Origin of the sequence: Acinetobacter sp. BHS4, from assembly GCF_018454425.1 — a bacterium.
GTDB lineage: Bacteria > Pseudomonadota > Gammaproteobacteria > Pseudomonadales > Moraxellaceae > Acinetobacter > Acinetobacter pittii.
Window position 1 is genome coordinate 189,892 of record NZ_CP075323.1, and the last position, 19,747, is coordinate 209,638.

14 protein-coding genes are annotated in these 19,747 nt (G+C 39.1%); 8 read left to right on the forward strand and 6 right to left on the reverse strand.

The window, feature by feature from the left end; all coding sequences use genetic code 11:
• Positions 1–44 precede the first annotated feature (44 nt).
• Entirely contained in the window at positions 45–1,994 is a 1,950-nt protein-coding gene (acs, locus tag KIP84_RS00880) for an acetate--CoA ligase (RefSeq protein ID WP_002121838.1), read from the forward strand.
• A 41-nt stretch (positions 1,995–2,035) separates the two neighbouring features.
• Here acs and KIP84_RS00885 read toward each other — a convergent pair whose 3' ends face one another.
• Positions 2,036–2,578 (reverse strand): cysteine hydrolase family protein, encoded by a 543-nt coding sequence (locus tag KIP84_RS00885; RefSeq protein ID WP_119685235.1) that lies wholly within the window; start codon positions 2,576–2,578, stop codon positions 2,036–2,038.
• 105 nt (positions 2,579–2,683) lie between these two features.
• Between KIP84_RS00885 and KIP84_RS00890 the strand changes: the two genes are divergently transcribed.
• Positions 2,684–3,097: a winged helix-turn-helix transcriptional regulator gene (locus KIP84_RS00890; protein WP_014207916.1), complete on the forward strand. Its 414-nt coding sequence runs from the start codon at positions 2,684–2,686 to the stop codon at positions 3,095–3,097.
• Between the two features lie 94 nt (positions 3,098–3,191).
• Here the strand turns inward: KIP84_RS00890 and sfnG are convergent, their stop codons facing one another.
• Positions 3,192–4,304, reverse strand: coding sequence for a dimethylsulfone monooxygenase SfnG (sfnG, locus tag KIP84_RS00895; RefSeq protein WP_213689153.1), 1,113 nt, complete (start codon positions 4,302–4,304; stop codon positions 3,192–3,194).
• 44 nt (positions 4,305–4,348) lie between these two features.
• Positions 4,349–5,086 carry an FMN reductase gene (gene msuE / locus KIP84_RS00900; protein WP_005066848.1) on the reverse strand — a complete coding sequence of 246 codons (738 nt, stop codon included), beginning with the start codon at positions 5,084–5,086 and terminating at the stop codon, positions 4,349–4,351.
• 376 nt (positions 5,087–5,462) lie between these two features.
• Here msuE and KIP84_RS00905 point away from each other — a divergent pair, with 376 nt between their 5' ends.
• A complete protein-coding gene (locus tag KIP84_RS00905; protein ID WP_002122041.1) occupies positions 5,463–6,113 on the forward strand; it encodes a response regulator transcription factor in 651 nt (216 codons plus the stop codon).
• Between the two features lie 43 nt (positions 6,114–6,156).
• On the opposite strand, the gene KIP84_RS00910 is transcribed toward KIP84_RS00905, so the two are convergent.
• On the reverse strand, positions 6,157–6,924 hold the full coding sequence (locus KIP84_RS00910; protein ID WP_032006609.1) for a hypothetical protein: 768 nt from the start codon (positions 6,922–6,924) through the stop codon (positions 6,157–6,159).
• 389 nt (positions 6,925–7,313) lie between these two features.
• A complete protein-coding gene (locus KIP84_RS00915) occupies positions 7,314–10,811 on the reverse strand; it encodes a PAS domain-containing hybrid sensor histidine kinase/response regulator (protein WP_213689154.1) in 3,498 nt (1,165 codons plus the stop codon).
• A gap of 181 nt (positions 10,812–10,992) precedes the next feature.
• On the opposite strand from KIP84_RS00915, the gene KIP84_RS00920 reads away from it, so the two are divergent.
• The 4 genes from KIP84_RS00920 (at position 10,993) to betT (ending at position 16,041) form a co-directional block, all read left to right on the forward strand.
• Entirely contained in the window at positions 10,993–11,325 is a 333-nt protein-coding gene (locus KIP84_RS00920) for a DUF485 domain-containing protein (RefSeq protein WP_000372818.1), read from the forward strand.
• Between the two features lies 1 nt (position 11,326).
• Positions 11,327–13,042, forward strand: a complete 1,716-nt coding sequence (locus KIP84_RS00925) for a cation acetate symporter (protein WP_005078627.1) — start codon at positions 11,327–11,329, stop codon at positions 13,040–13,042.
• Between the two features lie 172 nt (positions 13,043–13,214).
• Positions 13,215–13,907, forward strand: a complete 693-nt coding sequence (locus KIP84_RS00930) for an ion channel (protein WP_213689155.1) — start codon at positions 13,215–13,217, stop codon at positions 13,905–13,907.
• Positions 13,908–14,073: 166 nt separating this feature from the next.
• The gene (gene betT, locus KIP84_RS00935) at positions 14,074–16,041 is read left to right on the forward strand and encodes a choline BCCT transporter BetT (protein WP_213689156.1); all 1,968 of its coding nucleotides are present in this window, start codon (positions 14,074–14,076) and stop codon (positions 16,039–16,041) included.
• 60 nt (positions 16,042–16,101) lie between these two features.
• On the opposite strand, the gene omp33-36 is transcribed toward betT, so the two are convergent.
• Positions 16,102–17,007: a porin Omp33-36 gene (omp33-36, locus tag KIP84_RS00940; protein WP_213689157.1), complete on the reverse strand. Its 906-nt coding sequence runs from the start codon at positions 17,005–17,007 to the stop codon at positions 16,102–16,104.
• Positions 17,008–18,009: 1,002 nt separating this feature from the next.
• Here omp33-36 and KIP84_RS00945 point away from each other — a divergent pair.
• Positions 18,010–19,719 carry a GGDEF domain-containing protein gene (locus KIP84_RS00945; protein ID WP_213689158.1) on the forward strand — a complete coding sequence of 570 codons (1,710 nt, stop codon included), beginning with the start codon at positions 18,010–18,012 and terminating at the stop codon, positions 19,717–19,719.
• Positions 19,720–19,747 lie beyond the last annotated feature (28 nt).

Genomic DNA, 19,747 nt, shown 5'->3' on the forward strand with positions numbered 1-19,747 from the left:
GCCACAGTCTCGAGATGGGATGCACAAGATCAAGGAAGTTGCGTATGAATGAGATCTATCCAGTACCAGAGGAATTTAAAAAAACAGCTCGTACTGTTGAAGCAGACTACTTTAAACGTTATCAACACTCTATCGAGAACCCAGATGAATTCTGGGCAGAGCAAGCTAAAATTGTCGATTGGATAAAGCCATTTACCCAAGTTAAAAATACTAGTTTTGACAAAGACAATTTCAAGATTGAATGGTTTGCTGATGGTGAGTTGAACGTGTCAGCAAACTGCCTAGACAGGCATCTTAAAGAACATCCACATAAACCTGCAATTATTTGGGAAGGGGACCATCCTTCTCGTCATAAAATCGTTTCTTATAAAGAACTACACGATGAAGTTTGCCGCTTTGCCAACGTTTTAAAGAAATATGGCATTGGTAAAGGTGACCGCGTTGTACTGTATATGCCAATGGTGACTGAGGCTGCAATTGCCATGTTGGCCTGTGCCCGTATTGGTGCTGTTCACTGTGTGGTATTTGGTGGGTTCTCGCCAGATTCTTTAGCAAGTCGTATTGAAGACAGCCAAGCTAAACTCGTGATTACCGCAGACTCAAGTCTACGTGCCGGAAAACTATTACCACTTAAAGAAAATGTTGATTTGGCTTTAGCATTGCCAGGTACTGAGTGTGTTGAAAATGTGATTGTGGTTTACCGTAATGCAAACCCAATTGAAATGAAGCCGGGCCGTGATTTGTGGTATCACCTCATTATTATGGAGGTTGATGCAAACTGTCCTCCAGAACCAATGAAGGCAGAAGACCCTTTATTTATTCTTTATACATCGGGCTCGACAGGTAAACCCAAAGGTGTGTTGCATACGACAGGCGGTTACTTAGTTTATGTAACCAGTACCTTTAAAGAGGTATTTGATTTAAAACAAGATGATGTGTATTGGTGTACAGCTGATATCGGTTGGATTACAGGGCATAGTTATCTGATCTATGGCCCACTTGCAAATGGAACTACGACCTTAATGTTTGAGGGTGTCCCTCAGTATCCAACATGGGCACGTCTTGGTCATGTAGTCGATAAACATAAAGTCTCTATTTTATATACGGCCCCAACCGCGATTCGCGCCATGATGCGAGAAGGTGATTCGTTTGTACGTGAAAGTAACCGTAGCAGCCTGCGTTTACTTGGTTCGGTTGGTGAACCAATTAACCCTGAGGCTTGGAACTGGTACTACAATGTCGTGGGTGAAGGTCGCTGTCCAATTGTCGATACATGGTGGCAAACTGAAACAGGGGGTATTTTGATTGCGCCATTGCCGGGGGCAACAGCTTTAAAACCAGGTTCGGCAACTCGCCCATTATTTGGTGTTCAGCCAGCCATTGTGGATGGTGAAGGTAATGAGCTAGAAGGTGCGGTTGAAGGTAATCTTGTGATTAAAGATTCATGGCCAGGCCAGATGCGTACCATTTGGGGTGATCCAGACCGCTTTATTGAAGCTTATTTCTCGACATTTAAAAATACTTATTTTACAGGTGATGGTGCTCGCCGTGATGAAGATGGCTATTACTGGATCACAGGTCGTGTTGACGACGTCTTAAACGTTTCAGGTCATCGTTTGGGTACTGCTGAAATTGAAAGTGCTCTTGTTTCGCATGAATCAGTCGCAGAAGCAGCAGTGGTGGGCATGCCGCATGATATTAAAGGGCAAGGTATTTGTACTTTCGTGACCTTACAAGCGGGCGTTCCAGAGTCGGAAGAGCTGCGTAAAGAGTTAATTAACTGGGTTCGTAAAGTACTAGGGCCAGTAGCTTCGCCAGATGCGCTGCATTGGGCACCAGCATTACCGAAAACCCGTTCGGGTAAAATCATGCGCCGTATTTTAAGAAAAATTGCAGCGAATGAATTAGATAGTTTGGGTGATACTTCAACCTTAGCTGAGCCTGCTGTGGTAGATCAGTTAATTGCAACGGTTTATCCTGATAAGCAAAACTAATTTAAAAAAAGCCCCAAATGGGGCTTTTTTATTAAGTTTTATTAAGAGTTTGATAAAAAGTCAGCAGTATTTTGTACATTTGCAAATGTACTCAGCGCAGTTAAAAAAGCAGTTTGTACGTCCTCTGCTTTTGTAGTCTTCCCAGCATAGCTTAAATCGCGAGTTGCGGTTGCATCTGCAATTAAGATAGGTTGATAGCCAAGTTCTTTGGCTGCACGAGTCCCTGAATCAATACACATATGAGTCATCATGCCTGTAATCACGAGTTGTTCAATTTGATGTGTTTTTAAAAGTTCATCTAAATTGGTTTCTAAAAAACTGTTTGGATAATGCTTTGTCACGATTAATGAATCACTGCCAGCACTGAGTTCAGGGTGAAGTAAAACCCCATCTGTATTTTCTTGGAAGAAACTCGCTTGTGGCGGGTTAATATGCTGCACATAAATGATGGGCAAGTTTTTCTCGTTAAAATATTGTTCAAGCTGCTTTATTTTATCGAGCGCTTGCTCTGGTCCAACCAATTCCATTTTGCCATTTTTAAAATAATCATTTTGTACATCGATAACTAATAGAGCTTGTTTCATGAGGTCACTCTTGTTGATATGAGATAAAACAAGATTATTCTCTGCTTGAAAAATTGGCTATAGTCAGATGAAAGCATTACCGCCAGTTTTCTTTCACCATGAAAAATGAATATTGAATTAGACCCGATTGATCTAAAAATTATTGCATTACTCAAACAAGATTCTCGTCTGACAAATAAAGACATTGGGCAGCGCGTCCATCGAACAGGACAGGCGGTGGGTGCTCGAATTGCTCAGTTAATGGATGCAGGTGTTATCAAAAACTACACCATTGCTGTTCAATATTCGCATAAACAATTTATTCACTTGCATTTAAATGAACAACGCGCATTTGAAGAAATTGAAAATTTGGTTAAGCAATATGAACAAATCGATGAATGCTTTAAAGTCATGGGCAATGCTTGCTATATGATTGTCAGCCATTTTGAACCCGCTGCCTTAAATGAATTTATCGAAAAACTTTCAAAATGGTGCCGTTACTCAGTTGAAACTGTGATTCGAGAAGTCGAAAAATCTTAAAAAATAAAGGCTCCAAGCCGAGTCTTGGAGCCAATAAATTCTTTATTTTTAATTTATTGTTTTTATTATCTTGCGCTGTTTTAACTGGGGTTTTTTAGGCTGATTTAGCTTGGATTTCTACCTCCTTTTCCTGTTGAAGTTCTAACTGACGAACGAGCGGCAGAACTTTTTCTCCGAAATATTCCACCTCTTCAATAAAGTGTAAAAATCCGGAAAGAATCAAATCAACACCTACATTTTTGAGTGCCACAATACGCTCTGCAATTTGCTGCGGCGTACCAATTAAATTGGTTTTAAAGCCATCGTTGTATTGCACTAAGTCTTCAAAAGTTGATTTTGCCCAGTTACCTTGTTGCTCTGGTGAAGCAGCACCTGCTTCACGTGTAGCATCTCCAAACGTATTTACCGCTTCAGTGTTGGCTTTATCAATAATTTCTTGAAGTACCGCTTTTGCTTCTTCTTCGGTATCTCGGGCAATAATGAAAGCATTTACCCCAATTTTGACATGATGGTTATTGGCTTTTGCTTTAGTACGAATATCTTCGACTTGTTTTTGAATTTCTTCCACAGTATTGCCGTTGGTGAAATAACAGTCAGACACGCGAGAAGCCATGTCACGTGCAGCACGTGAGCTACCGCCTTGAAAAACTTCGATATAAGGCTTTTGCAGAGGTTTTGGTTTAAGTGTGTAATTCTGAAATTGGTAATATTTACCATCGAAACTATAGTTATCGGTGGTCCAGATTCCTTTTAGTGTACGAATAAATTCTTCGGAGCGAACATAACGTTCATCATGCTCTGGCCACTCTTCACCAATGGCATCAAACTCACCTCTGAACCAGCCACTCACTACGTTAATCGCAATACGGCCTTGAGTTAAATAATCAATCGTTGCAAGTTGTTTAGCGGCAAGTGCCGGTTTCCAAGGGCCGGGCAGAATAGCCGCAATGACTTTAAGTTTCTCAGTTTTTGCTAGTAATGCATGACTGAAACTTACCGATTCATGTTGGTTTTCTGCCCCGTACCCAGCCGTAAAACGAATTTGGGTGAGCGCATATTCAAAACCATTGTTTTCGGCAGCCTGTGCAAGTCGAATATTGTAGTCATAACTCCAGTCTGTACGCTGTTCGATGTTACTCACTACAAGGCCACCGCTTACGTTTGGTACCCAATAAGCAAATTTAATTGGTTGTTGTAATTGCGTCATGGTTCGCTCTCCCCATTCGTTCTTTTTATTTAGCGATATTGCGCTTAAGCAACATGCGTTAATGATTTGCCAGACTTGTGATGCAAACGAGATTCTGCCGCATCAAGGTCTGGTACAGCCGCTGAAGGTAATACTTCTTCTTGTTCAATTTGCTTGTTAATACCAAGCTCTTGATTTGCTTGCTGTGATTTAGATTTAACCACTTCAGCACGTTTACCTTTCGCTGGCGCCCATTCTAAAATTGGTAATGCGCGTGCCACTGCTAACGTAATACGATCTGATAATTGCTCGCTTTTTACCGTATATTCAGGAGTAAAGTCACGATCGGTCGCATATACGCCAATTGGTAAAGTTTGTGCTTGGAAGAAACTGAATAATGGACGTAGTTGATGTTCAAGTACGAGTGCATGACGATCACTACCGCCCGATGCTGCTAAAAGTACAGGCACATCGACTAAAGCAGTCTGTTCAACAAAATCGAAGAAATGTTTGAAAAGACCTGTAAAAGAAGCACGGTAAACGGGTGTACCTACAATTAAAGCATCTGCTGCTTCAACTGCTGCAAGGTCATCTTGCACACGCTGTGGAAGTTGGTTGCGATAAAATGCGCCGCCTAATAGAGGCCCGATTTCGCTTAATTTAATAAAGTGAACTTTAATATCGATTGCTTCTGATAATTCATCAAGAATGGCTTGAACCAGACTTTCCGTTTTAGATGGGGTATTTAATCCACCAGAAACAGCAACGATATTTAAAGGTTTTGGTGATGTGATACCAGTCATAATTTGGTTCCTAAGCCTAAAACAAGAGATTGGACTTATTAATCAACAACGACGGTAAACTGTAAAATAACGAAATTGGTCAACCTTATCAGTTTTAAATATAAAAGATAAATAGTGGATTTTTATACTTTGTTTTTCTATTAAGTTGCTGTTTTTATTTTATATAATTATAGGTGATATATTTTTTATAATAAAAAGGAAGCTTATATAAAAAACAGATTAATTTTGATTAAAAGTTAAAAAACATCTCAAAATCTTGGCTAAGTTCTGCATTTATCAACATTTTGCATAAAAATGGATAAGATGAACGTATCTTTCATCTAAATAGTAGGGTTACAATAGGCCATACTTATGCTCAAGATTACTTTAATCGCTTATGAATATTTTAATCGTTGATGATCATCCTTTGTTTCGTCATGCTTTAATTCAAGCAGTACGTTATAGCCTGCCACAGGCACAAATTCATGAAACAGCCTCGGTTGATGAGTTTTATGAGCGTTTGGAAAATGGGGCAGAACCTGATCTAGTATTACTCGATTTAAATCTACCCGGTGCTTCAGGCTTTTCGGCTCTGGTTTATGTAAGAGCACAGTATCCATCTATTCCGATTATTGTTGTTTCTGCACATGAAGAAACTTCAATCATTCAACGTGCGATTGCTCATGGCGCTATGGGTTATATTCCTAAGTCGGCTCATCCAAGCCATATTGGCGAAGCGATTCGTCAAGTCTTAGAAGGTGATATCTGGTTACCACCTAATTTGCCATCTAATCTTAACCTTGACCCAAGAGCAGCAGATGAAACTGCTTTAGCTGAACGTATTCAATCATTAACACCTCAACAATTCCGTGTTTTGATGATGGTTGCGGAAGGTTTGTTAAATAAGCAGATTGCATACGAGCTAGATGTTTCAGAAGCAACGATTAAAGCTCACGTAACGGCTATCTTTAGAAAATTAGGTGTACAAAACCGTACACAAGCCGTATTGGCGATTAGCGCACTCAATATTGAAGATAAGAAAATCTAAAAAGAAAAAAGACCTCGATTGAGGTCTTTTTTATGTGTGCCACTTAAGCAAGGCAATCTTGCTTTGGTGTTAGGCTGTCGCAGTACAAAGGGTTAAGCGCACATTGCAAATCATCAATTTGTTCTTGAGTCACATAGCCTTTCATTTTTAAATATTCAGCCACGCGGTCATCACGTAAGCTTAAGAAGGCTGCGTCATAAACGCCTAAATCTACAAAAAGTGCAGCTGTTTCTAGGCTGTTAAAGCGATCAAGGAAAATGTCATTGCCGTACATTAAGAAGATATGGTCGAGTTTTGCTTTTTCATCAACATGTAGTCGTTCAGCAAGTTGATCGGGGTGCGTTTTAATAAAGAGTAAGTCAGATAATTCATCAAACTGAGTCATATCTAACTGATTCTCGCCAAGTTTGACATGACCAAGCCAAGCTTTGAAAACGAGTACAGCACCGCCACGGAGTAGCATGCTCCAGATTTGATGACGTGTGTCATGATCAAGATTTTCACTTTCAGCGCTAAGAACTTTTAAGAAATTTTCTTCTTGTTGTGCCAATTTATCAAATAAACCTAAACCTTGCGGATGATAAGCCGCAGGTGCAAATACATCAAAATTTAGATCATGAAATACATTAAGTGCCAGCGGGACGGCACACTGATAAATTGTATTTAATGCTTTAATGTTTGCTTCATTGAGCTTGCTGTGGGGGAAAATACTTTGCCAATCTAGTTCAGGAAGTAAAGCATTAGCACTGTATTGACGATAAAACTGTTGAGACGAAAGTTGGCCTTGTGGGCTGTTATCAGAAATATTCATGGCAATTGTCCTTTGCATTAATTCGTGAGCAGGGGTGCTTAATATGGAAATGGGTTATAAAAATGACTGTACATTTAATAAATAGGTTTTGAATATTTATGTGTCATGAAGAATGCAAGTAGAATACGACTAAAGTCGTATATAGTTATTTTGTGCTAATTATAATTTTAAAAAACAGTAGCTTATGAAATTGTAACTAAGTGTACAAGTGTTCACTTACAAAAAAGGTGAGCTTTGCCATAGAAAAAGGACTATTGGAAAGTTTGGCCAATTATTTAATCAACAAAAGTAGACTTTTTGAGCAGTTCTGCCTATTGGCTTAAATTAGGCCAATAATTTTTGCCAAAAATTCCTCCTAAACTTATTAAAAGGTTTGGGAGAGAAAATATTTAATCTACCTCACTGGCAATTTTAAGTCCCGATAACCATGCTCTTAGAGAGGCTGGCTTAAGCGGTTTTTTGAGTAAAACAATATTCAGTTCTTTCAATTGTTGAGGTAACTCAGGATGAGAGTCGGCTGTAATCAGAGCAACCGGAACATCATGTTGACGATTTTGCAAAATAAAATCGACACCGAGTTGGTTATTATTTAAATGCTGATCGATAAGCCAGACTTGAATATTCTCTTTTTGAATAATCTCAAATGCTTGTTCTGGTTCAGTGGCTTTAAAAACTTCGTAACCCCATCGACCTAATAAGCTACTCATGCCCTCAAGAATTGTTTCATCATTGTCTAAACATAAAATTCGGTAAGCCTTAGTTTTTAAAGGCACTGCTTGTACGGTTGGGGTTATCACTTTTGGAGCTTCTACCACCGGAACCTCAATCATAAAGCAGGAGCCTTTATCAAGTTGTGAGTAGACATGGACTGGATAATTCAGTAAACCCGTCATACGCTGCACAATCGCGAGACCTAAACCGAGACCTTGCTCACCCCAAGGTGATAAATGCCCACAGCGTTCGAATTCTTGAAATAGTTTAATACGTTGTTCTTCAGCAATTCCGGGACCTGTATCCCAAACACCAATTCGAATGTGTCCAGGTTTTTGAGCTGAGCGTAATACCCCCACAATCACTCGGCCTTTGGCTGTATAACGCAAAGCATTACTTACAAAGTTTTGGATAATACGTCGTATCCACTGTGGATCTGTGTCAATCCAGAATGATACATCATGAACTTTTAATGAAATATTTCGCTGTGCAGCAATCGATTTAAACTGTAGTTCGAGGTCGCTTAATAAATCGTGCAGAGGATAAGGCTGTCTTTTTGGCTGTATGGTACCGCCTTCCAAACGCGCAATATCGAGTAGAGCAGAGAGCATGCTTTCTGCACCATATAGAGCACGGTCAAGTTGCTGTAGAGTTTGACGGTCATCTTCGGTCGCAATGCTTTGTTCAAGAACAGTACTAAACAGACGGGCAGCGTGCATTGGTTGTAATAAGTCATGACTTGCCGCAGCAATAAATCGGCTTTTTGACATATTGGCCATATCGGCTTGTTCACGTGCAAGCTGTTGCTCGGTTAAGGCATCGGCAAGTTGTTGGGTTCGGTCTTTTACGCGGGCTTCAAGTATTGCCTCATTCGCACGGAAAGCCGTAATGTCGGCGAAGGTAGTTACAAATCCACCACCTGAAATAGGATTTCCGCGCATTTGAATAACGCGTCCGTCTTTACGGATTCGTTCAAATTCATGCGCACTTCCGACTTTCATCCAGTGCAAACGTTTACGAACATGCTCTTCGACTGAACCGGGGCCGCATTCGCCGCGTTCAGCGTTATAACGAATCAGATCGGCAATTGGACAACCCACATAGACTAAATCTTTTGGATAGCCAAATAGTTTTAAATATTGGTTGTTCCATGCGACTAAACACATGTTTTTATCAACCACACTTACCCCTTGAGTCATGTGGTCAATCATGGTCATCAGCAAGTTTTGATTGAAACGTTGCCATTGCGAGGCTTGGTCTAAAATATTGGCGACTTGGCCTAATGCCAGACCATTATTGATCATTGCTGTAGTGAGCAAAGTACGGGCAGAGGCTGCGCCGATAATGCCAGCTAGATATTGCTCGGTGAATCGCCACCACATGCCATTGGCGATACTATTGGGGTTGAGCGTGAGATGATTTTGCTCGCAAAAGTTCTCGAACGCTTGTGTTGTGGGTTGCTCACCCGTAATTCTTTTAGCAAGGGCAAATAAATCGCCTACTTTTAAACGTGCAGCATCGTGCGGTAAATAAGTTAAATCGGTAGAGGTATGCGGTGATGGCAGAGGTTTAGTTTCATAGTAGAAAAAGCTTTCTGCCTGAATTTGTTCTGCCACACTTGGACGGTAAAGTTTAGAAATCCAAATATATAAAACAATATTCAAACCGAGAGACCAAATAACGCCGTGGGTTAAAGGTGCAAATGACTCAAAGCCAAAAAGTGATTCTGGACGTAATGCATTAATTCCCAAAGGACCAAAAAGCAAAATACTTTGGGCTGTTTCTTGATAGGCTTCCGGCAAACTACGTAAGATGGTTGGAAATAGTAAGGTATAACTCCACATTAAAAATCCAACAATAAGACCTGCATAAACGCCTTGGCGACTTCCGCCTCGCCAATACAATCCCCCAATCAGTGCAGGAGCAAATTGAGCAACCGCACTAAACGCTAATAAACCAAATACTGAAAGCTGGTTAATATCATTAAAGAAATGGAAGAATAAAAAGCCAAGTAGCATCACCGCGACAATACTAATACGACGGCTAAATTTAAGAACTTTAGGTAGATGTTTGTCATGTCGTGAAAGCAACTTGAAGCGCCATAGGGCAGGCATAATCAAGTCATTACTGAGCATGATAGACAGGGCAACAGATGAAACCAGTAACATGCCTGTTGATGCAGAGAACCCACCTAAAAAGGCCAGTAGGGCTAACCACTCTTGGTTATAACTCAATGGTAATGAGAGTACTGCCACATCAGGCACAGTTAGGAATTTTGGCGCTGCATGCAAAGCCCAGCTTGCAATCGGGATAATAGCTAAAATCGTTAAAATGAGATAAGCCGCAAACCATTTACGTGCACCGCGAATGTGCTTTTCATCGCGTAATTCGACAACAGCCACATGAAACTGGCGGGGTAAACAGATTATTGCCAGACCTGCCAATAATGTCTGAATCCAGAAGGTTTCAGGCACCCCAAATAATTGAACTTCTTGAAAGGTTTGGTTTACGTCGGCTGAGACTTGTACTAAGTTCGCGGGTGCTTCAAAAATAAAAAATAAAGCGACACAGATTAGGGCGAATAATTTTACAAAAGATTCAAATGCAACGGCTAACATGAGGCCGCCATGCTGTTCGGTATTCGCGATCTGCCTTGTACCAAAAATCATGGCCAAGATCGCAAGGACACTAGTTAAAAGCAAAACGCTATTGGTAGTCGTATGAATATGAGCATTTTGCTCCAATATGACTGATGTACTTAAGGCAATTGCACGTAACTGTAGGGCCAGGTAGGGAATAATCGCAATAACTGCCAAGATCGTAACCAGCGATGCCAATACACCGCTTTTGCCATAACGTGCAGCAACAAAGTCGGCAATTGAGGAAATCGCGTGGTGCTGACGTACTCGGCCTAAACGTCGCCAGATATCGTAACCAAACCAGACAAATAACAGTGGACCTAAATAAATAGGTAAGAAAATGACGCCTTCTCGGACGGCAGCTCCGGTTGCACCATAAAATGTCCAAGATGAACAGTAAACACCTAAGGTCAAACTAAACAAGAACATCCGGCCACGTGTACTCAGGCGACTAGCATGCTTCTCGCCAAAAAAAGCACAAATGAATAAGAGTGCTATATAAAGAGTGAGTACCCCAATAATCAGCCAGCTGTTCATATGACCTACATGATTAAAACCTTGCGCCTATCATACCGCAAGCAGAAACAAAGCTATAAATTGATTAAATTTTAACGACCAAAGTCTAAGTTACGAATTACACGTTATTTTGCTAATTTTAATAATGAGAAACTACTATTAAAAAAGTGACCAAGGTTGGGCACAGGCAAGGAGTTTGGTTATGGATCAAAGCCAAGTAGAACAGATTCTACGCAATCCAAAGTTTCAAAAGATGGTCAAGAAAAAAAGTGCATTAAGCTGGACGCTCACAATCATTATGTTAGTGCTTTATGTGGGCTTTATGCTACTTGTTGGCTACAACAAAGAATTTTTAATGAGTTCATTTAGTGGTGGTGTAACGACATGGGGTATTCCACTAGGCTTAGGAATTATTGTTTTATCTTTCCTACTGTGTGGCGTGTATTCCTATATCGCAAACAATACCCTTGACCAGTTGAGTGAAGAAGCGTTGAAGGAAGTTGAAGCCATCACGCATGAGAAAGGATTACACTAATATGAAATGGAATTCATTAAAAGCGAAAGCCTTATTGGCAGCAGCATCGCTATATTCAACTGTTGCTATGGCAAGCCCTGACTTAGGTGAAGCAGAGCAACAAGCCACTAACTGGCACGCTATCATCATGTTTGTCATCTTTGTTGGTTTCACTTTGTTTATTACTAAGTGGGCTGCAAAACAAACTCAATCAGCACAAGATTTCTATACCGCAGGGGGTGGAATCAGCGGGTTCCAAAACGGATTGGCAATTGCCGGTGACTATATGTCAGCAGCATCTTTCCTTGGTATTTCCGCGATGGTGTTTAGTTCGGGTTTTGATGGCTTACTTTATTCTCTTGGGTTTATGGTAGGTTGGCCAATCGTTTTATTCTTGGTTGCAGAGCGTTTACGTAACCTCGGTAAATACAACCTTTCAGATGTAGTGTCATTCCGTCTTGAAGAAAAACCGGTCCGTACCTTAGCTGCCTTGAGCTCGCTTGTTGTTGTAGCATTCTACTTGATCGCTCAAATGGTAGGAGCGGGGCAGCTCATCAAATTACTATTTGGTTTGAACTATAACATCGCTGTTGTCATCGTTGGTCTATTAATGATGGCATATGTAATTTTTGGTGGCATGTTGGCAACGACATGGGTACAGATCATTAAAGCGGTCATGTTGCTCAGTGGTGCGACTTTCATGGCATTCATGGTGATGAAAGCGGTTGGTTTCAGCTTCAGCAATATGTTCACTCAATCAATTGAGGTATTCAGTAAAGTTCACAGCGTAAGCTTTGAAGAAGCTGCAAAAATTATGGGTCCGGGTAAACTTGCCGCAAACCCGATTGATGCATTGTCTCTTGGCTTGGCACTCATGTTTGGTACAGCGGGTCTTCCACATATTCTTATGCGTTTCTTCACTGTAAAAGATGCAAAAGAAGCGCGTAAATCGGTTGTGGTTGCGACAGGTTTCATTGGTTACTTCTATCTTCTAACTTTCATTATTGGATTCGGTGCGATCCTTTTCGTATCAAACAACCCTCAATTCCTTGATGTTGCAAAAATGGCAGTATCAGGCAAGCTTGAACTTGTTGGTGGTAACAACATGGCAGCCGTGCATTTAAGTGACGCTTTAGGCGGTGACTTATTCATGGGCTTCATTTCAGCAGTAGCGTTCGCAACGATTCTTGCTGTTGTTGCTGGTTTAACACTTTCAGGTGCATCTGCAATCTCACATGACTTATACGCTAACGTATTCAAGAAAGGTCAAACGACTCCAGCTTCAGAACTTCGTATGTCAAAAATTGCGACACTTGGTTTAGCAATCTTTGCCATGATTTTGGGTATCTTGTTTGAAAAACAAAACGTAGCATTCATGGTGGGCTTAGCATTCTCTGTGGCATGTTGTGCAAACTTCCCAATTCTTGTTCTATCAATGTTCTGGAAAGGTTTAACTACTCGTGGTGCAGTTATCGGTGGTGTGGTTGGTCTTGTAACAGCGGTAGTCCTTATTGTGCTGTCTAAAGCGGTTTGGGTAGATACTTTAAAAATCTCTGATACACCAGTTAACCCATTCAATGGTCCTGCGTTATTTGCGATGCCATTGTCATTCCTTTGCTGTTGGTTCTTCTCGGTGACTGACAACTCTGCACGTGCTAAAAAAGAGCGTGCGGCATTCGATGCTCAATACGTTCGTTCAATGACAGGTATCGGTGCTTCTGGTGCCTCAGACCACTAAAATCAAACTGGATTAAATATCTATCTCATTAAAAGCCCTGCGGGGCTTTTTTTGTTGATCGTATAACTTAAAGTGAAAGAAGCTCTTTAATAAAGAACAACTTGTTTGTCCTATTTTTTGTACAGTATGATTTCTTATAATTCAAAACATAATGAAAAAGGAAAATAATTAAATGCGATCTATTATGGACTTCTGGGCGAGCTTCCGACTGCTACCTTCTGCATGGTTGCTGCTTGTGCAATTTATTCTACTCATTTTGGCCATGCTAACTTTTCATGATGTATTTTACCGGACCCTAACGTGGGCTTTAGGAGTGCTTGCCTTACTTATTATTGCCAAGGTCATTCGCCAAACCCCAATGTTTACTTTTCTGGGATTAACTTTTGTCAGTGGAGCGATTATATCCTCAGTCTTTATTTTATTAGGCTATAACAATTTAACGATCCAAATATTTGCTCATAGTTGTGAAGCGCTAGCTTACTTTTCGGCTGCTTACGGTTTATTTCGTTATATGTTTGCTGATCGATATTTAACAAGAGATGAATTATTTGCAGCCGCCGCGGTTTTTACTTTGCTTGCTTGGGGCTTTGCATTCCTCTACAACATTTGTCAGCTATTGATTCCTGCGAGCTTCCAAAATCCAAACAATATTCATCATTTGCAGACTTGGTTAGATCTATTGTTCCTGAGCTTTAGCTTACAGTCAGCAACAGGCTTATCTGATTTAATGCCGCTTAGTCCACCAGCACGCGTTTTAGCCATGCTACAAATGTTTTGTGGTGTGATGTATCTTGCTTTGATTGTCACACGTTTAATTGCTCTACAGTACATTGCCCATCCAACAAAGAAGGATCCTGACAAATAAAGGAGAAGGTGTTTTAATTTTTTACACCTTTGTAACTGCAATATTATTTAAGTTTATTTAAAGTATTATCGGCTTTCTCTATTGAAAGATTTAACTTTGTTCATTCTGTGAATGTCTTTATTGGCTTTATGCCTGTCACTTTTCATTAAAATAACATGGAGGAGTTATGCCTTCCAAACAACCAGGTTGGTTCGCAAACGTTAATCCTAACGTATTTTTTGGTACGGTCATTATCATTGCTTTGTTCTTGGCAGTTGTTGTGATCGCCCCGAGTTCTTTTGAACTTCTAACACAGCAATTAAAACAATGGATCACCGATTCATTTAGCTGGTTTTATGTTTTATCTGTAGCCTTCTTTCTCATTTTATTGATTTATATCGCCTGTTCATCAATAGGTCGAATTAAATTAGGACCTGACCATAGTCAGCCTGAATATAATAATGGGTCTTGGTTTGCCATGCTGTTTACAGCAGGGATGGGTATCGGTCTCATGTTCTTCGGAGTTGCCGAACCTGTCATGCATTATGTTAATCCACCAAGTGGAGATGCTCAGACTATTGAAGCAGCACAGCAAGCATTAAGGGTGACCTTCTTCCACTGGGGCCTGCATGCTTGGGCTATTTACGCAGTGGTCGGATTGGCATTGGCTTATTTTGCTTATCGACATAATTTACCGTTAAAGACCCGTTCAGCCCTTTATCCACTCATTGGTAAGAAGATTTATGGGCCTTGGGGCGACAGCATCGATATATTCGCGACCATTGGTACGGTATTTGGTGTAGCAACTTCTCTCGGGTTTGGCGTTACCCAGATTAACTCTGGTTTACATTATTTGTTCGGTGTCGAGCAAAGCACCCATATTCAAGTATTACTCATTATTTTTGTGAGCATTTTAGCTTCTTTATCGGTCTTTTTAGGTCTAGATAAAGGGGTGAAACGCTTATCAGAGCTAAACTTAGTCTTAGCCTTAATATTATTAGTTTTTGTTTTTATCGCTGGTCCTAGTATTTATTTACTCCAGACTACTATTCAAAACACTGGGCAATATATCTCTAACCTTTTTACCATGACATTCAATTTATACGCTTATCAGCCGAATGGATGGATTGGTGGTTGGACAATTTTATATTGGGCTTGGTGGATTTCTTGGTCGCCATTTGTGGGTATGTTTATCGCAAGGGTTTCACGTGGTCGTACCATTCGAGAATTTATTGTAGGGGTTCTCCTCATTCCGACAGGCTTTACCATTATCTGGATGGGCTTTTTAGGAAACGCTGCATTATTTAGCATTATCCATGAACATCAAACCACTCTCATTCAGGCTGTTCAGCAAGACTCATCAGTAGCTCTATTTGAGTTTTTAGGACACTTACCGTGGTCAGGTTTCATGAATATTTTGGCTACTGTTTTAGTGGTTTTATTCTTTGTGACTTCTGCTGACTCTGGAGCATTGGTAACAGATTACTTAACATCAAAAACCGACAACTCACCTACTTGGCAACGTTTGTTCTGGACAGTACTGATGGCTGTACTCGCCATTATTTTATTGTTAGTCGGCGGTTTGGCTGCGCTTCAATCTTCAATCATTATGAGTGCATTGCCGTTTACAGTGGTTATGCTGTTAATGAGTTGGGGATTAATAAAAGCATTGCATCTTGATGTCACGAAAATGCAAGCCATTCAGGAAGCGCGCATTACGCCACGTGCTATTCATAATCCAAGAAGCTGGCAACAGCGGCTAGGTTTAATCATGCACTATCCTCATAGTGAAGAAGAGGTAAGGGAATATATCGAAAAACAAGTGGCTCGTGCGTTTGAAAATATCAAACATGAATTTAGACGCCGTCATTTAGAAGTTTCAATTACTCAACTTGAGGATGGGATGCAGCTTCGAGTCGATCATCACAATGAAATTAATTTTATTTATAAAGTTGTTTCACGTGAAACAGTGCCACCAAGTTTTTTAATTGGACGTACTGAAGCCGAAGATGGGCAATATTTCCAAGCCGAAGTATTTTTAAGAGAGGGTGGGCAGAACTATGATGTGATGGATTGGACCCAAGAAGATTTAATTCAAGACATTATTGATCAGTATGAACGTCATTTATATTTCTTAAATATTGTACGAAGTTAATATTTAGCTGTAAAAAAAGGACTCAAATGAGTCCTTTTTTAATTCGATTTCTAAATTAAATTAGAAACGGAATTTAGTATTTAAGCCGATAGTTTGTGTATCGTAGCTAGTAGAAGCATTTTTAACATCAGCTTTCATGTACGATGCACCAACTGCTAAAGCTGGAGTAATGAAGTAGTTTACGTTACCACCCCAAGCTTGACGGAATTCACCAAGGTCATTACCTTTGATGTCAGCTACACCATCGTTACCCACGAAAGATGCACCAACACTTAACTTAGGAGTTAAGTAAAGGTCAGTTTTCAAACCGTATTGGTTTTCTTGACCGAAAGCACCAGCAGCTTCAAAACCAATTGCCATGTTAGTTCCATCGATTGGACCTACATATTTAGCACGTGCTGTAACAGCATCTTGGTCGTTTTGAATCGCAGCAGTTTGGTTCGCAGCAGTGTAGATACCGTTGCTGATGATACCGAAGTTATCTAAAGCGAATTGGTTAGCAACGCTTGTATAACCAACAGTCATCAAGAAGTTAGGTAACAACATAGCACCAACTTCTAATGCATAACGGTCGCCGTTGTCATCTTTAGAGAAGTTGTTTTTACCATCAACATCAGTGTGGTTGTAAGTTGCGCTAGCATATACAGGAAGGTAAGGAGTAGGAACATAAGCCTTACCTTTAACACCGTAAGTACCAACGTGGTAGTTTACGTTGCCTTGGTCATACTGTTGGTAGCTGTAACCTACAGATACGTTAGAAGCTTGGTTCAAGAAAGCTGCTTCAGCTAAAGGACCTTTAGTGGTATCAACATTTTTTAAATAGTATGTACCAGCAACGTCACCAGTGAAGTTTTTATCATTTGCAGTTGTGTCAACATATTCAGATTGACCTTGAACTTCAAATTGATAAGCATGAGCACCGGTCATGGCTAATAATACAGCAGTGGCTAAACCAAGTTTTTTCATAATCATTTCCAGCATTAACAAGAGATAAAGCTGAGGTCATTGTATTGTAACAATTTATGAAGTCAATAATAGATAAAAGGTAATGTTAATGAAATTTGATACTTATGTTAAAAATGATTAAAAAACAATCAATCGAAGTATATTATGTCAACCTGATAAAAAAATGAACATTAACAAATAGCTAAACCTTAAGTTTCATAAGGATTTGGCATTAAATAGTTTCAAAATAATTACATTTATAATTGGAAAAAATGATCACGTTGATCGGATTTAACGTTAATTAATTTGTTGATCTGTTCGATAAATAATCATTTAAATATTATTCTTGTTCTAATTTTTATATGTTTTGAGTAATAGTTATCACTATTTTGATAAGTTTATCTAAATAATTTATCTATTTTAGATTATTATATAAGTTAATAAATCAAAAAAAATAGGGTTTTAAGTTGAAAAAACGATTAATAAATTGATTTTGATCAATTAAATCTACTTTACGAAATTAGAGATAAGTCACATAATTCAATTACAAAGTTTACTGCCTAACATATTTTTGGTTAGAAGTACTTTTCTAGATACGATGTGTTATCACATCAGACTTTATGAGCTCAACTTTCCCCAAGGTTGAGCTTTTTTTTATCTATAAGAAAACATTAACATTTATTAAAAAAAATTACATGAAAATTCATCTTTTGCTTTGTATAAAAAGAACCCATTTTAAAGCTGGATTTTGTGTGAGGGGAGAAATGTTTAAGAGGCAAGTAAATACTTTATTATCATAAGTAAAAAAACTTTGATTTTTAAAGTAAGGTTTTTTATAAAATCATTCAATTTTTCGATTCATTTTATTATTTAAGCTTACTAAAATGTAGGAATCGTATAATTATTAAAAGAGAAATGAAGGGTCTAATGATGAAATTTTAGTTATTAAAATGCTAGGATGGATTTAAGCCTAATTTATATCGTATTAAAAATGGCAGGGCATTTACGGAGTACCAGCTAGAAATGTCAGGATTACGTTCAGAGCATATTAGTAATCGACTGTTCTTTTTTATGCTGGTTATTATTTTATCTTTATTATTCATGGCAGTACCTCTTATTGTGGGAAGCTATCAGGATTATATAAAAACTAGACAAGCTCTAGCTGAAATAAAAAGTTTAAGAGCAGTTGCCGATATTGCCTATAAAGTTTCTAAAGAACGTGCTCCTGCCAATAAAATGATGTCGAGTGGTCCTCATGATTTGGTAAAAAATCAGCAAGAATTAAAAAAATTTCGTTTAATTGTTGATGAGCAAATTGATACAAGCATTCTTATCTTAAAACAAGCAGGCTATGTCTCCTTAGCAAATGAGCTGCAAACTAGCTTCAAAGAAAATCTTAGACAAGCTCGACGTGTCGTTGATTATTACGGTGAAACTCCGTATGCAGCCAGAACTTCTGTTCAACTGGATAATGCCATTTTAGGGATGTTTGGCGCATGGGATAATTGTAGGGAAATACTGCAAAAACTAATGTTGCAGTTAAAAAGTAAAGATAGCCGTATTTCTAATTACTTTACACTCATTATCGTTCTGACTGATATGCGTGATCAGGCTGGGCGTATGGCATCTAATATTATTGCCCCTCTAAGTTTTAATGAAGAAATTCCAAGTAATAATCGTGCTCGTTCGCTACAAACTCAGCATCAAGCTAGATATTTGTGGATTTTGGTCGATACCTTGCAGCCTGAACAGGCAAAAACTCCAGAATATCGTCGGTTATATTCCCGAGTGAAATCCGAATTTATAGATCAGGGTATACCGATTGTAGAAAAGCTATTAGAAGAAAGCCAAAAGGGGAAGCCATATTATTTAAATGGTACCCAATTAACGGAAGCAATCGTTGATAAATTTACTACTGTGGTTGATTTGCAAAGTTATATTCTTGATGAAAGTGTAGTCATTGCCGCTCAAGAAAATGCGATTGCTCGAAATGGTTTCTTTTTAACTTTATTTATTTCTTTAATTTCATTAGCTACTGCATTACTTACCTTGATATATGCGCAAAGACGAGTATTTTCGCCTTTAATTAAAGCGAGAACTTTAATTTTAGATTTATCGCATAGTTCTGATCATTGTAAAGATGAGATGAATGTCGCCACCAAAGGTGAATTTTTTTCTCTATTTGAAGCAATTGACCGATTACAACGTATGTTGCAACAACGCGACGCTTTTGAATTTCAGTTAAAGAATATTGCCAATACTGATCCACTCACTGGAGTCTCCAATCGTTTAGCTTTATCTGAATATTTAAAAATTGTTGAAAGTTATCCTCAAAAATTTACGCAAACCTGTTTAATGATTATTGATATTGATCGTTTTAAACAGGTGAACGACCAATATGGGCATATTGTAGGTGATCGCGTCATTGTCAGTATTGCCGAGCAATTAAAGCAAAATATTCGAAGTTCGGATTTAATTGTTCGTTATGGGGGAGATGAGTTTTTAATATTATTAGAACAGGTACAATTTATAGATGCTCGCCTTTTAGCAGAGAAAATTCGTATTGCAATTTCTTTAGAAGAGATTGATTTATCTGGTTCAGATGAAAAATTGCATGTTTCTGTCAGTATTGGTTTTGCCATAGGCGCGGCGAGTTGGATAGAGCTTTTAGAGAAAGCTGACCGTTCGCTATTAAGAGCTAAAGCCCGAGGTCGGAATGCAGTTGAGGGGTAAAAAAGCCGGAAATAATTTCCGGCTTTTT

What these genes read in the sequence shown, in the direction of transcription:
- acs (WP_002121838.1), top strand. Translation starts at nt 45, where the DNA reads ATGAATGAGATCTATCCAGTACCAGAGGAATTTAAAAAAACAGCTCGT.
- KIP84_RS00885 (WP_119685235.1), bottom strand. Translation starts at nt 2,578, where the DNA reads ATGAAACAAGCTCTATTAGTTATCGATGTACAAAATGATTATTTTAAA.
- KIP84_RS00890 (WP_014207916.1), top strand. Translation starts at nt 2,684, where the DNA reads ATGAATATTGAATTAGACCCGATTGATCTAAAAATTATTGCATTACTC.
- sfnG (WP_213689153.1), bottom strand. Translation starts at nt 4,304, where the DNA reads ATGACGCAATTACAACAACCAATTAAATTTGCTTATTGGGTACCAAAC.
- msuE (WP_005066848.1), bottom strand. Translation starts at nt 5,086, where the DNA reads ATGACTGGTATCACATCACCAAAACCTTTAAATATCGTTGCTGTTTCT.
- KIP84_RS00905 (WP_002122041.1), top strand. Translation starts at nt 5,463, where the DNA reads ATGAATATTTTAATCGTTGATGATCATCCTTTGTTTCGTCATGCTTTA.
- KIP84_RS00910 (WP_032006609.1), bottom strand. Translation starts at nt 6,924, where the DNA reads ATGAATATTTCTGATAACAGCCCACAAGGCCAACTTTCGTCTCAACAG.
- KIP84_RS00915 (WP_213689154.1), bottom strand. Translation starts at nt 10,811, where the DNA reads ATGAACAGCTGGCTGATTATTGGGGTACTCACTCTTTATATAGCACTC.
- KIP84_RS00920 (WP_000372818.1), top strand. Translation starts at nt 10,993, where the DNA reads ATGGATCAAAGCCAAGTAGAACAGATTCTACGCAATCCAAAGTTTCAA.
- KIP84_RS00925 (WP_005078627.1), top strand. Translation starts at nt 11,327, where the DNA reads ATGAAATGGAATTCATTAAAAGCGAAAGCCTTATTGGCAGCAGCATCG.
- KIP84_RS00930 (WP_213689155.1), top strand. Translation starts at nt 13,215, where the DNA reads ATGCGATCTATTATGGACTTCTGGGCGAGCTTCCGACTGCTACCTTCT.
- betT (WP_213689156.1), top strand. Translation starts at nt 14,074, where the DNA reads ATGCCTTCCAAACAACCAGGTTGGTTCGCAAACGTTAATCCTAACGTA.
- omp33-36 (WP_213689157.1), bottom strand. Translation starts at nt 17,007, where the DNA reads ATGAAAAAACTTGGTTTAGCCACTGCTGTATTATTAGCCATGACCGGT.
- KIP84_RS00945 (WP_213689158.1), top strand. Translation starts at nt 18,010, where the DNA reads ATGTCAGGATTACGTTCAGAGCATATTAGTAATCGACTGTTCTTTTTT.